Consider the following 14,719-nt stretch of genomic DNA (forward strand, 5'->3'; position numbering starts at 1 on the left):
TGAACATTCACATGAAAAATATATTTCACTCTTTTCGCTATAAAGCCCTAACGGCCGCACTGATGCTCAGCGTTATGGCGTGTACGGATAAATTTGATGAAATCAATACCAACCCCAATGCGCCTTCGGTGGCCACAGCCGACTTGTTTTTGCCACACGGTATTCAAAGTGCCGTTGATGCCTATTGGGGCGGGTCGTTGGGGATGGATATTGGCAATTTGATTCCCCAATACTGGGCGCGTATCCAATACACCGACATCGATCAGTATTCGATTTCCAGCGATGTGTACAGTAACGCTTGGCAAACCTTCCACGTGGAGGCGTTGCCCGATTATCAGCGGATTTATAAACTAGGCGTTGATACAAAAAATCCTAACTATCAGGCAGTAGCCATGATTATGCGCTCTTGGGTTTATTCGTTGTTGACCGATATTTACGGAGATATTCCTTATACGCAGTCACTTCAAGGATTAGAAGGTGTTTTACAGCCCAAATACGATACCCAAAAGGAAGTATACGCAGGTATCATCAAGGAGTTGAAAGTGGCCAATGACATGATTGATGCCGTTGACAAATCCAAAGCCATTGCGGGCGATATTCTTTTTGCCAATAACCTGACCCGTTGGAAGAAATTTGCTAATTCGTTGAGTTTGCGTCTGCTTAACCGGATGCTAAGTAAAGCCGATGCTGCAATGGACGTAAAAACCGAAATCGCCCGTATTTTGGGTGACCCCGCCAAATACCCCGTCATTGAATCTAATGCCGACAACATTCAACTTAATTATTTGGATGCCACCAACAATAACAACCCCATCAATCAAAACCGAAAAACCCGCGACGACCACCGCGTGAGTGCTACAATTGTGAATAAATTGGCGGCCATGAAAGATGCACGTTTGGGTGTGTATGCCGACAGGCCCGCCGATGGTGGTGATTATAAAGGTGTTCCGAACGGCCTTTCCAATGCCGATGCCAACGCGTTAGGCCTTTCTAAAACCTCCAAAGTAGGCGCTTATTTTGTGAGTGCCACGGCTCCTGGTGTTATCTTGAGTTACTCAGAATTACTGTTTATCAAAGCCGAAATGGCTTACAAAGGAATTACGGCGGCAGGCGATGTTGCGGCCAATTATACCAATGCCATTACGGCTTCACATACGCAGTATAAACTGACGGTTGGGGCTGATTATTTGGCGGCCAATGCATTGAAAACGGGCGCAGACGGGTACACGCAGATCATGGAACAAAAATGGATTGCTTTGTTTGGACAAGGAATTGAATCTTGGACGGAGTTTCGTCGTACGGGAGTTCCTGCTTTGAAGCCTGCGGTTATTAACGTAAACGGAGGTGTGATTCCAACGCGTTTGCCGTACCCAGGTTCAGAAGAATCGCTTAACTACGCTAACTTTACTGCTGCGCTTAAGCAGCAAGGAGGAGCAAACGACATGAAGTTGAAGCTCTGGATTGCAAAATAACTTAACTCCTTATTCAACAACAAGACTTTAGCTGTGGAGTTTCATGGGTAAAGCCTTGTTGTTTAGGTTTTTGTAATAAATCGTTATACTATACCAATCATGCTAATGAAAACCACGCTTCGGTCTACACTCATTTCCTGTTTTGCGCTCACGGCGTTGTCGGTGGCAGCGCAAGACGATGCCGCCTTGCTGAAAAAAGCGAAGAAAATTCACGAGAAAGCTTTTACCGTAGATACCCACGCCGACACGCCTATGTTGCTCTCTCGCGGTGGGTTTGACATTACTAAAGACAACGACGCCCGCACCACCAACAGCAAAGTAGACTATCCGCGCATGAAACGCGGCGGATTGGATGCTATTTTCTTTGCCGTCTATTTAGGACAAGGACCACGTACGCCCGAAGCGCACGAAGCGGCAAAAAAACGCGCTTTGAGTATTTTTGATGCGGTCAATACCACATTGAAACAAACGAGCGAATTGGCCGAACTCGCCACCACGCCCGAAGATGCCTACCGCATTGGAAAAACAGGCAAACGGGTGATTTTTATCGGGGTAGAAAATGGCTATGCCATGGGCCATGATTTACCAATGTTGCAGAAATTTTACGATTTGGGTGCCCGCTACATGACGCTTTGCCACTCAAGCAACAACGATATTTGCGATTCTTCCACAGACCCCAAAGGCGCCGAATACCAAGGTTTAAGCCCATTGGGAGAGCAAGTGGTCAAAGAAATGAACCGTTTGGGCATGATTATCGACGTGTCGCATGTGTCAGACTCTACGTTTTATGACGTGATTCGGCAGTCAAAAGTGCCTGTTGTGGCAACGCATTCCGGGGCAAAGGCCATCTGCAATCACCCACGTAACCTCACCGACGATATGCTCAAAGCGTTGGCTAAAAATGGCGGGGTGATTCAATTAAACTTGCTGAGCGATTATATCAAGACCATTCCGCCAAGCCCCGAAAGAGAAGGTGCGCTGAAAGAATTGTACGCAAAATATAGCATCAAAGACCGTCGGGGAATGATGACGCTGCCAGAGGCGGAGCAACAAAAAGCGCGGGCTGATTTTATGGAATTGAATAAAAAATACCCGATTCAGTTGGCTACTGTCAAAGACGCCATCGATCACATTGATCACATTGTGAAGCTAATCGGGATAGACCACGTGGGTATGGGGGCTGATTTTGACGGCGGCGGCGCGTTGGCAGATTGCTTTGATGTTAGCCAATACGAAAACATGACCATCGAATTGGTGCGCCGAGGTTATTCTAAAAAAGACATTGAAAAAATCTGGAGTGGTAATTTCTTTCGCGTGATGAAGGCCGTTGAAAAAGGAAAAACGCGCGAATTAAGTCTCAAATAAGCATAAACTGATTAAAATCTGATACCTTTAACCGTTAATTTACACTCACAACAATCTGAAACGAAAAGAGTCGAGCACTTGCCCGACTCTTTTTTATGAAATTTGGTTCAAGACTTTCCCCGACTAGGCGTCCCCGACTAGGCGTCCCCGACTGGGCGTCCCCGTTTTTAAAACTTGGCAAGTCTTACAATGACGATTTTTTTATCTCAAATGTAAACGTTTTACTGCCTGCTAAACCATTTTCAGTTATACCCTGAATGACTGCTTTGTACGTGCCTGGTTGGTCGGATGAATAGAAACTGAGCGATTGCTTACCCTGAGCATCTGTGATGACCTGCGGTGCCCAAAACAATAGGTTCCTGAAATCAGGTGTACGGCTTTTCAGTTGGTCGGGGGTGTCATAGACGGGCGCATAAAATGTTTTTTTTCCCTGAACGCCTTCGTACGACTGCACCAACGCCCGTGGGTCGAGCGGAAAGCCCGCCAAATCTCCTTTATAGGTAGAAAAGCTCACAATACCCGAAAACGCCATTGGGCCTAAGTAATAAAGACCACTAATTACTTCCAGTTTTTTGATTTTTAGCGGGTCAAACGCCATGATTTTGTCGGTATCAAATACGGGTACGCCGTCAACCAGCATGAGTGGGTCTTCTTCAAAAAAGACGCTTGGTTGCAGTTTATCAAAGACTAAAAAGTAGAATTTGCCGCGACGTTTGCGAACGCCCACACCTGGTACATATTCCCGCAAAACCTCTTCTACCGTCGGAAAACGGGTAAACGCATCTAGGAAATACTTCTCGTCGGGGACGCCGTAAAAAGCCAGCGTGTCGGTTTCTCCCGTTGTGGTTTGCAGAGCAGATTTGGGCAAAAACGCGTTTTGAGCCTGCATATTGATGCTTCTTGTTAGCAAGTGGTTTTTCCAGCTAGCATCAAAAGCAAACGGAGGAAGTGAATACGACGAGATTTTGTCGGAAAAAGGACTATTGATTTCGATACGGTAGGTGCTGTCGTACTGGGTGTTGGTTTGGACAATGATTTCTTTTGGTCCGAAAAAATGCTTCACCTCGTAAGAAATCCGACCAGCGGTGTCGCTGCGCGATACAAACAGATGAGGTCGATTGCTTGGAGCGGCAAGATACGTCGCAACGTACGGGGCGGGCAAGCCCGTTTGTGCATGTACAACCTTGCCCGAAACAAAATGCCCACCCTGTTCAGGGAGGTAGTTATAGATTACTTTCTTATCAATATCTTCCCAATTGAACCGACGCCATCCGTGGGTAAGCATCAGGTTATCAAGAGCTTGGTCAACTTCCTGTCCTGAATTTATAAAATAATAGGAAGGCGACTCAACGGTTCCTTTCAGGTCGGAGGTCAGGGCCAGATATGTATCAATCAGGAGCGGGTCTTCGGTGGGGAGGGAGTCTACCAAAAACACCGAAACCGACAAATCGGCCACGGTGGGCGTGTTTGACTTGAGGGAAGACGTGAGTTCAAGATTGATTTTTTCGCGGGTATTGTACTGCTTTTTATCATATTGGGCAGTGAGCATGAGCGATTGCGTGGGTCGTTTAAAATAAAGCCGCTCGCAAACGGGTTTTTGGTTTGCGTCAAAAATCGTAATGGCCGTAACACCATCTCCCAAGGCGCTTTTAGGAAGCGTAAAGGAGGCTTTCCCACTGGTAAAAGCCTTCTTTACTGTCACTTTAGGAACAGATTTGGTATGCGACAAGAGGTAAACTTCCGAACCGCTGGTTTGAGTATGCGCCGAAACCGTGACTTCCAACGCCAACGTCGATTCTTTGACCTGCATCACATAGCCCTGCGTTTTGACGGTCGGTAGAGTATACGTAAACCATTGTCTTTTTGCATCCTGGAGCAGTACTCGGTAGGCTTCTCCTTCTTTGGGCGTAAAGGAAAAAGTGCCGATTCCGAACTTCAAAGGTTCAAAATGGGCAACCGTATCATTTTGTTGATTGACGATACTTCCCTTGAATTTTATGCCTTTGCCATATTGACCCACGGCCCGAAAGGCTACATTGCTTTCCAGCCCCTGTACCAGATTTCCACCTTCGGGAAACAACTGCAAATCGTAAGCCAGCGTGGGTTTCGGAGGGGACGAAAGGCTAGGTTTGCTGAACGGATTAACGATGCTGATGGTGGTTTCGAAATAGAAATCGGGACTAAAATTTTTCATCCAGTGGGTATAACTACGCACCGAATACTGCCCACTTGGGATAAAAGGCGGAATAAAAACCGAGCCGAAACCTTTGCCACCGTCCAATGCAATTTTTGTTTGTAACACAGGGTTGTGGTCGCGGTCTAGTACTTCCAGATAGGCTACTTTGCTCATATCCAAGGGTGTATGTAAGGAAGCATCCAGACAAAAAGTCTTGAACCACATCGTTTCACCTACCAAATACAGCGGTCGGTCGAGGTGGACAAACACTTTTTCCTGCACTGCCTGTTGGTTATGTTGAACAAGCCGTTGAGATAGTGATTTGCTTTGTCCAACGCCAAAGGTGGGGGTCAAAAGACTCATCCAAAGTGCTGTTTTTTTTAAGAATGAAAATGGGTTCATGGAGGCGAGGAAATTTATCATGACAGCATTATGGCCAAAAACTTGGACGGGTGGTATTTCCGCCCTTGGTGCGACAATCTCCGCAGCCAGGGTCACCGGTAATGTATTCAGGAATCCGTGCACCGTCGGCCCAATATTCCGTAAGTAGAAAACTTTGGGCTTTGATAGCATCAGCAATGCTCAGGGTATCAAGTGGTTGGCACGACTGAGGTGTCCCCAGAGCGGGCGACAAGAAAATGCGTTTTTCTTGCGGTACGCCTGCGCTAAAAAAACCGAAAACAAGCTCCTGTGAGTTGGTGGTGCATTTAATGTTTCCAGTGATTTGCGAAGGCTGCGAGTCAAATAACCCGCCCGTTGTTTCGGTGGTTTTGGCGAGTGCGTTCCAATATTCATAGCCTTCCTGCGTCAATCCGAATTGCTTAACGATGATGCTATATTTGACGAGCAACTTGCCAGAAGAGGCGGGAATGTAAGTGATGGGCGCATCCCGAATCACATCTTGGGTGAGTTTGATGGTAGAGCCAAGCAAAATAGTGGAAGGAGTTTCGGTACGCCAGCAGGTGTTAATGTTTTGAACGCGGTCAATGATGGCATTGTTCTTTATTTCATAGAGCGAATAAAGCGGCATGTTGTACTCCCAGGTTTCTTCAAATTTCCAGCGATAAAAACGCGTTTTATTGAGCGGGTCGTGGGTGTTGATATTGATTTGGAGTGAGCTTCGGTCGGCCGCAATTTTGTACGTAATGCTATCAATCGGCGGCGTTTGTTTAGGCGTTGTATAGTCAGAAAGGAATTCTTTTTTACCCGTAGTTTTAACTCTGATTCGAAAATTTTCATTGAGGTTAAAAGTTCTGGGAGCCAATCGATAAAGCCCTTTGCCGATTTCTGTAAAGAGAAAAGTGCTGCCTTTATCGCCCTCCACAATCACTTGGGCGCGTAGCTCGGGTGTAAACGAATTTTTGTTGGAGACCAATTGGGTGTAGGTCAACGTAATGCGGCTGCTGTCTTTGCCGCCCGTGTTCAGAAATCCATCGATAACCAAAAAACGGTCGGCCGCCGTAACTTCAGGTGGGGTAAATGGCAGAACGCAGCCATCCAACACCACCAGACTGACAACCACTGCGATAAGAGATAAGAGGGTTTTCATAAGAATCAATAACGAATAACGATGTTGGCTAAAATCTAAAATTGTACGTAACGGTCGGAATCGGTTGCCCGAAAATGGACAGCATGTAGCCTTTTACGACGCCGTTTTGACTTCTAAAATAAACGGAAGAGGGATTCTTACGGCCCAATACGTTGAAGATGGCAAATGTCCAAGAGCTGTGCGCTAGCTTTTTGATTTTGTGATTTCCTTCAATGTTCATCGAGAAATCAACGCGGTAGTAATCAGGAATTCTGAATTGGTTGCGGTCGGCGTAGTAAATACGCGGCACGCCTTCCAAAATGTACTTACCAATGGGCGGGGTATACGGTCGGCCGCTGCTGTAAGTAAAATTGAACGAAAGACTGAACCGGTGCGAAAACTTATAATTGCTAACCAGCGTAAAATCGTGCGGTTTGTCGTAATTGCTCGGATAATAATTGCCTTTGTTGGGCGCGTCGGAAGAGGTGCGGTCGTTGGCGCGCAACAGTGAGCGGGCGTACGTGTAGCTTACCCAACCGTTGAGCTTGCCCGTCAGTTTTTTCAGCATCACTTCAATTCCGTAGGCTTTTCCCGTGGTTGAAATCACGGCGGTTTCAACACGATGGTTAAGAATAAGCGAGTCTCCGCCTTTGTAGTCCAGAAAATTCTGAATGTTTTTATAATAGGCTTCGACCGAAAGTTCCAATTTGTTGCCCCGCAAATTGCGGTACACGCCTGCGGCCAATTGACTGCCCAGTTGCGGCTTAATGTACGAATCACTCAATTTCCAGATGTCGGTTGGTGACATCACCATTGTGTTTGTCAGTAAATGAATATACTGACGCGTGGTATTGTAACTGACTTTGACCGAAGTACTGTTGTTAACCAAATACCGCGCCGAAACCCGGTATTCGGGTCCTTGGTAGGTTTTAATGTTTTGGCCGGCGGTGAAGGTTTGGTTGCCGTCGCTGTAAATCTTTTCAATCGGGAGGCCCGGCGTATAGGTGTAGACGGTTTTGGGGCCAAGGTAATTGAATAATGAAAAACGAATCCCACCGCTCAACGAAAGTCTGGCATTTACGTCAAATCGGTCTTCTAGGTACACGGCACTTTCGATGGCCTGCTCGGACTCCATTACGTCTGGAATCAGCAGCGACTCGGGATGTGATGGCCGCAACGAGCCAGGGTATAGTTTGTAATAAACCGTATTGACCCCAAAATCCAAAGTATGCTGACGATGCAAGAAATACGTAAAGTCGGCTTTAGCGGTGGATTGGCTGATGTCAAATTTTAAATCAAACGCGGCAGTGGGTACACGTTGGCTGCCGATGTCGTATTGATAGCGGCTGTAGGCAGTCGTAAAAACGCTGTAAAACTTGGGATTAAACGTATGTTTCCATTTCAATGAAGCCAATTGATTTTGGTACGAATAAGCCGTATCGCCAAAAAAACGGAACTTATCTTTACTTAAATAACCCATCAGCGAAAGGCTGTTTTTTTCGTTTATTTCGTGGTTAACGTGGAGATTTAGGTCATAAAAAGAGGCCGTACTTTGACTAAACGAAGCATTCTCCAGTTTTTTGAGTACCCAATTAGAATACGTAGAGCGTCCGGCCAGAATGAACGAACTTTTCTCCTTTATAATCGGCCCCTCGATGGCAAAACGCCCCGTCAAGAGGCCGATACCGCCCGAGCCGACGAATTTTTTCTTGTTGCCATCGCGGCTATTGATTTCCAATACCGACGAAAGCCGCCCACCGTATTTGGACGGGATGGTACTTTTGTAGAGTTCTACTTCCTTAATCACGTCGGGGTTGAAGGCGGAGAAGAACCCAAACAAATGCGAAGGATTGTAGACCACGGCATCGTTGAAAAGAATGAGGTTTTGGTCGGTAGAGCCCCCGCGAACGTTGAGCCCTACGCTACTTTCGCTGACCGCTTTTACGCCTGGCAAGGTAAGCACGGTGCGTAGCAAATCGGTTTCGCCAAACGCCGTCGGTACCTGTTTCATGGTTTTGATATTGAGCTTCACCTGCCCCATCTGAGTTCCAGCGATGTTAACGTCGCGGCCTGCGGTGATAGATACTTCTTTCAAGGCCGTCACGCTTTCTTGCATTTCGATGTCAAGTTTGCCGTCGCCATACAGAACAATGCGCCGGTAGGTATCACGCATTCCGATGCTTTTGATTTTCAGCGTTTGCTTTCCGCGCGGAATGGTCAGCGAAAATAACCCTAGTGCGTCGGTAGAAACCCCAACAGAAGGCGATTCAATATAGACCGCCGCGCCGATGACAGGCTCGCCCGTCACGGCATTCCGGATGTAGCCCGAAACCGTCGATTTGCCTTCAGTGATGCGTTGTCGTTGGGCGCCGATATTATACAGTTTGCTCTCGGCGGTCGATAGCAGTTTGTCTTGTTCTTCTGTAGTGGGCGCTACGTATTGGTTTTGCTCCGATTCTTTATTGGGCGTATTCAAGTTAAACAAGTCGTCGGATAGTTGCGTAATGATTGGTTGCCCCGACGTCACAAACACCCGTTGTTGGTCATCAATTGAAAACTTAAACTCAGTGTCTTTAAATACCTGAACCAACACCGATACCAACGTTTGATCTTTGACTTGCAGGGTGATTTTGAGGCTGTCGAGCTGCGAAGCATCGTAGTAAAAAAAGTGTCCAGTTTGTGCTTCGGCTTCTTTGACAAATTGGCCAAACCGCGCCTCGTTTAAATCCACGGTTAGACGTTTTTCTGCCTTCGTTTGTGCTAACAAAGCGGAAAATGTCAAGGTGACAAGGAGGGTTGTAAAGAGTAAAGAGTGTTTCATGGGCGTAGCTTATCATACTGAGTGGCCATCTGTACCAGCGCCTGTTCACGGGCTTTTCGGAAATTGATCCGGTCTTCACGGAGCGCTTTTCGGAGCGCAATTTTACGGTCGTTGTAGAGATTGAGGGCGGCTTTTTTGGAGCGAATGAGGTGATATACTCCGTCTTTTTTGATGTAAAAAAAGTTTTTTGGAGGAAAATAAACCGTGACTTTATTGTTCTCAATCTGCTCTTGTCGTTCTTTTAGGCGCCGGGCAAGTACTTGCGTTTCTCCGTCGTACAAAAGCTGATAAAACCCCGTAGGTACTTCTATCCCTTTTTCTTCATTTTTCTCTATTCTGATAAAATGATTTTCAGCGATTGAAAAATGACGGATTCGTTCGCTTTGCAATTGCACCAGTCCCGAGCGTTCTGGATGCCGGGCCACTACGTAGCCTTTTACAATGTCATAAAGCAGGGAAACATTCTCAAACAACTGCCCGTCGTAGTGCACGGAGCCTTTTTGCCAATCTTCGACCTGAAAAAACTGGTGCTCTTTTGAGCGGCTGTCATAAATATGATAGCGGGGGCCGTTGTACAAATGGGGCGAATAAATCGTTGCCGTCTGATAAAGGGCCAACGGTGAGTTTGCCGCATTTTTAGCAACGGTGCTTATATCTGCGCCTTGACCTCGACCCAATAAACTCATCCAAAGAGATGCGGTAAGAAGGAATAAAGATTTTTGCATATGGTGTGAATAACGAAGTTTTAGAATAAATAGAAAGTAGTTTAGTGTTGTATTTTACTCCTTTGATTTTCAGTGATTTAAAGGGCTTTACAGGAGTGTTGTAAACACTCCTGTAAAGAATCCTTTTGCCTTTTTAACTTATCACTGACGCCCTTGGCAAATACAGCGAATAGCCCCGAAACTGCGGGTTTCGGCGTGCCATTCAAATGCGGCATTATAGCGATTGTTTTCCCAAAAAAACTTCTGTCGAGGGCGGTTATAATTGCCCGTTTCAGTCATGGTTTCGGCATCGTATAAGCGTCCGTTTACCATTACGTATTTTATGCTTTCACTGTTGCGAAGATTTTCCAACGGATTTTTATCAAGCACCAGCAAATCAGCTAATTTACCAACTTCTAGCGAGCCAATCTCCTTGTCCAAGCCCAAGGTTTTAGCAGGGCCCATGGTGGCTTGTTTGAGCGCTTGCAGATTAGATATGCCGCCCTGACCCAGCATCCAGAGTTCCCAGTGCGCACCTAAGCCTTGCAGCTGACCGTGTGCCCCCAAATGAACGCTGACACCCGCATCGGTTAGTTTTTTGGCCGTTTGTGAATTGCCAAAGTGACCAAAATCGTCGTCGGGTAGCATTTCGCGGCGGCGCGAACGGCTGTCGATAATTGAGCGAGGAGTGAAGCGCAACAAACGTGATTGCTCCCATACGTTGGTTTTTTGGTACCAATAATATTCCCCCGAAACACTGCCGAAACTCACAATCAGCGTGGGCGTGTAGCCCGTTTTGCTGTTACTCCACAAAGATACCACATCTTTATAAAGGGGGTCAACGGGGATATTGTGCTCAATGGTGGTGTGACCGTCCATAATCATGGTCATGTTGTGGTTGAAGAATGACCCACCTTCTGGAACGACCAACATGCCCAGTTCGCGGGCGGCTTGAATGATTTGCTGGCGCTGATTGCGACGCGGTTGGTTATAGCTTTTGACCGAAAAAGCCCCCACCGCTTTCATCCGACGTAAATGCGAACGGGCGTCGTCGAGGCTATTCACCACGGCTTTAAAATCGCCGTCTGCTCCGTACAAAATAGTTCCTGTGGAGTATATACGTGGCCCAATCATCCGCCCCGATTTCACCATCTCCGCTTGACTGAACACCATTTCGGTGTTGGATGATGGGTCGTGAACGGTAGTGACACCGTAGGCCAAATTGGCGAAGTACGACCACTGCTGTTGCGCCGATTTTTCGCTGCCCGTGCCGATGTGCGCGTGGGCATCAATGATTCCAGGCATCAGTGTTTTTCCAGTGGCATCAATGACTTTTGCTTCTGCGGGAATTTTAACCTTTCCCACTGCGCCAACGGCCACAATTTTGTTGCCTTCAACAACCAGTGTTCCGTTTTTAATTACTTCCAACTGCCCTTGGGCGTTTTCTTTCATGGTTAGAATGGTACCGCCCCTAAATGCGACGATGCCTTTGGGTACATCGGTCGGCAGCATGAGCCCAATCGGAATGCCCGTGGAATCAATAGCGGGCAGTTTTTCGGGCGCACCCTCTACAAACAAAAAGCTTTGTTGTACAGAGCGTGTGAAATAATCGGGACCGATGGTCCAGTGCAGTTTTTGGCTATCGTTGGACCAATGCAAATAATCGCCAGCGTCGCGCGTGACTTTATAAACGGGAAAGGCTTTGGTGTTTCCTGACAAATCAACGGCTTTGCCCGTGGCGGGGAAGGCGGCGATGTACAAATGAAATAATTCCTGAAAGGCAATCCACTTGTTATCGGGGCTGGGAACAAACTTGGTAGCGTATTGGGAGCTAAAATGGGTTTGCTCGTCGGTATTGCTGAGGTTTACGCTTTTAAAGGATTTGGTTTGTCCGTCTTCCAGAAAGAAAATGCGGTCGCTAGTGGCGTTGAAGAGTGGCTCTTCGCCGCTGTCGCGGAGCAAGGTTCCTTCGCCGCCAGTGGCGGGCATGAGGTATAATCCGGGTTCTTTGCCGAAGGCGTAGCCCATGTAGCCGTTGCCCGTTCCTTTTCGATAAACGATTTTGGTGCCGTCGGGCGAGAACGCAGGTGTTTGGTAAAAGCCTTTTTCGGTCGTCAGGGTTTCAACGGAATTGTTGGTCAGATTCAACTTTCGGATGCTGCCCGTCAACGAGTCATTCCAAGTGGTGTAAAGTAAAAACTTCCCGTCGGGGCTGAATGTCGGCTCATATTCAAATACATCGGTGGCGGCAGTGAGGCGCTCGGGCGTGCCGTTGGGTAATGTTTTTTTGTAGAGATAGCCCGCCGCATGAAACATCAAGGTTTTTTGGTCGGGGGAGGTTCGGGCGTGGCGAATCATTTTAGATTGGAACGTCGGTGTAAAAACGGTTTGCGGAAAACGAACCGCTTCTTGTACCGTCAGGCTGGCATTGACCGTAAACGGAATTTCGGTGGCTTTGGCGCTGGCAACGTTTACCCGAAATAATTTACCTTTGGCCCAAATGACAATGTCTTTGCTATCGGGTGTCCAGTCGTAGTTGGGATAAAGACCCATGATGGCCCAGGCTTCCTGTTGGTCTTTGTTCAGTTGGTCAAAAACGGGAAATTCTTCGCCCGTTTTTAAGTCATGTATATACAGCACCGACTTGGTGCGCACACGGCGCACAAACGCCAATTGCTTGCCGTCGGGCGAAATCTGCGGCCGCACCGCACCGCCGGGGCCCGTCACGATATTTTTTAGCGCGCCCGTTTGGCGGTCAAAACGACGAACGACGTAAATCTGTCCGTTGGGGTCTTTGTTGTACTGAAAGAAAGGACCCGGGCTCATATCTTCGCTGAAATACACGTAGCGACCATCGGGTGAAACACAGGGTTCGCCCGCGTCTTGTTGGTCATTTTTGCGTTTGGTCAACTGCAATCCCGCCGTACCGCCGCTGGCGTGATACATCCACATTTCGCCCGCACCTAATGAGCGCGACGCCGTAAAGTGCTTACGCGCAATTAGGTATTGCCCGTCGGGTGTCCAGACCGCATTGTTGAGCAATCGAAAATCTTCGTTGGAAATTTGTTTCAGGTCTGAGCCATCGCGTTTCATGGTCCAGATATTATCGCCGCCGCCCCGGTCGCTCGTAAAAGAGATGCGTTTGCCATCTGGGCTGTAGCGTGGCTGGATTTCTAGCGGCAATCCGCCCGAGAGTAGTTTAGCCTCGCCGCCGCCGATGGGCAGCGTATAGAGATCACCGAGTAGGTCAAAGACGATTTCCTTGCCGTCGGGACTGACGTCGAGGTTCATCCATGTGCCTTCATTGGTGGTGAATTTTACTTCTTTAGAAGGGCCTTGGGGTTTGGATACGTCCCAGGTTTCTTTGGGTTTTTGGGCCATGGCCTGGCAAACGGCCAAAGCTGCCGCAAGGGCGAGGGTAGCGTTTTTTTTCAAGGGAAAAGGGGCTTGGAATGATGAAATGTATGCTAAAGATGGGCTAACCAAAGTTTCCCAAAAATAACGTTAATGTATCGTAATGGCAAGTGAGACGACGTAATGGCTTAAACTACCTCTTTTTTACCCATTTGTTGCGCAATCATACTGCCCACCAGTAATTGTAGCGCATGATAAATCATCAGTGGCAGCAACACCACCCCCAGTGTTACAGCATTAGGAAACAGCACTTTGCCCATTACAGCACCCTGAACTAGCGATTTCTTGGAACCACAAAACAACACCGTGATGGTATCTGGACGGTTGAAACCAAACCAACGACTGACCAAAAACATGATTCCGAACATGACCGCAAAGAACAGCAGCATCCAAAAGCCCAGCGCCACGATTTCACCCAAGGATTGGTCGCTGAACATATTGTTGGCAAACGATTCGCAAAAAGAAGTGTAGACAATCAACAAAATAATGACTTGGTCAAATATCCTTAGTGTACCGTTGTAGCGCTCGGTCCATTTGCCCCATTTTTTGTGCAGGAAAAAACCGAGGATAACGGGTAATAAAACTTCTAAACATAGGCGAAGGATGATGGACGAGATGTCAAAATCGGCGTCCTGTTTTTCTAGTAATCGACTCATCCACAGTGGTGTAATAAAAATGCCAATGATGCTGGAAATACTGGCGTTAAAAATAGCAGCGGGGATGTTGCCGCCTGCAATCGCCACCATCACCACCGAAGAAGAAACCGTGGATGGGAGCGTAGCTAAATAAAAGATACCCAACCACTTCAACGAAGAAGTATCAAGGTTGAAGGCTTTTCCAATGCCAAGAATAATGAATGGAAACAACACAAAAGTGGTCAATTGAATCACCAAATGAAGTTTCCAATTGCTCAAGCCACTTTTCAGTTTTTCGGGATTGAGTTTCAGACCGTAAAAAAAGAAGATAATAGAGACGCCATATTCGGCGATGTCGGGTAAGTGTAAAGGGCTTTGTTCGGTGCCGAAAGAGGGAAAAAAATAGGCTAATACTATCATTCCAAGCAAAGCGAAGAAAAATCCGTTGATGCCGACTTTTGCCAATAACTGAATCATTCGTATTCTATTTATCAATCGGTACAAAGTTAATCCGATAACGCAAATAAGTAAGAATGATCCTTTAGAATGGGAAGAATCAGTGAAAACAATCGGAGATTACGTAAGAATAGGTCACTTTTAGCGG

The 14,719-nt window shown here is 47.1% G+C and carries 8 protein-coding genes; 2 read left to right on the forward strand and 6 right to left on the reverse strand.

Annotated elements, in window-relative coordinates; genetic code table 11:
• Positions 1 to 11 precede the first annotated feature (11 nt).
• Positions 12 to 1,472 (forward strand): SusD/RagB family nutrient-binding outer membrane lipoprotein, encoded by a 1,461-nt coding sequence (locus GVN20_RS10975; protein WP_166558371.1) that lies wholly within the window; start codon positions 12 to 14, stop codon positions 1,470 to 1,472.
• A gap of 105 nt (positions 1,473 to 1,577) precedes the next feature.
• On the forward strand, positions 1,578 to 2,837 hold the full coding sequence (locus GVN20_RS10980; protein ID WP_166558372.1) for a dipeptidase: 1,260 nt from the start codon (positions 1,578 to 1,580) through the stop codon (positions 2,835 to 2,837).
• Positions 2,838 to 3,021: 184 nt separating this feature from the next.
• On the opposite strand, the gene GVN20_RS10985 is transcribed toward GVN20_RS10980, so the two are convergent.
• From GVN20_RS10985 to GVN20_RS11010, 6 genes are all read right to left on the reverse strand, one after another.
• Positions 3,022 to 5,415, reverse strand: a complete 2,394-nt coding sequence (locus GVN20_RS10985) for a hypothetical protein (protein ID WP_229599037.1) — start codon at positions 5,413 to 5,415, stop codon at positions 3,022 to 3,024.
• Between the two features lie 28 nt (positions 5,416 to 5,443).
• Complete coding sequence (locus GVN20_RS10990; protein WP_166558374.1) at positions 5,444 to 6,562, reverse strand: DUF4249 domain-containing protein; 1,119 nt, start codon at positions 6,560 to 6,562, stop codon at positions 5,444 to 5,446.
• A gap of 28 nt (positions 6,563 to 6,590) precedes the next feature.
• Positions 6,591 to 9,362: a TonB-dependent receptor gene (locus tag GVN20_RS10995; protein WP_166558375.1), complete on the reverse strand. Its 2,772-nt coding sequence runs from the start codon at positions 9,360 to 9,362 to the stop codon at positions 6,591 to 6,593.
• Positions 9,359 to 10,087: a hypothetical protein gene (locus tag GVN20_RS11000; RefSeq protein ID WP_166558376.1), complete on the reverse strand. Its 729-nt coding sequence runs from the start codon at positions 10,085 to 10,087 to the stop codon at positions 9,359 to 9,361. Before GVN20_RS11000 ends, GVN20_RS10995 begins: the two co-directional genes overlap by 4 nt.
• A 141-nt stretch (positions 10,088 to 10,228) precedes the next feature.
• The gene (locus tag GVN20_RS11005; protein WP_229599061.1) at positions 10,229 to 13,447 is read right to left on the reverse strand and encodes an amidohydrolase family protein; all 3,219 of its coding nucleotides are present in this window, start codon (positions 13,445 to 13,447) and stop codon (positions 10,229 to 10,231) included.
• 161 nt (positions 13,448 to 13,608) lie between these two features.
• Positions 13,609 to 14,592, reverse strand: coding sequence for a bile acid:sodium symporter family protein (locus tag GVN20_RS11010; protein ID WP_166558378.1), 984 nt, complete (start codon positions 14,590 to 14,592; stop codon positions 13,609 to 13,611).
• Between the last annotated feature and the right edge of the window lie 127 nt (positions 14,593 to 14,719).

The sequence above is a fragment of the Runella sp. CRIBMP genome (assembly GCF_009905605.1).
Lineage (GTDB): Bacteria > Bacteroidota > Bacteroidia > Cytophagales > Spirosomataceae > Runella.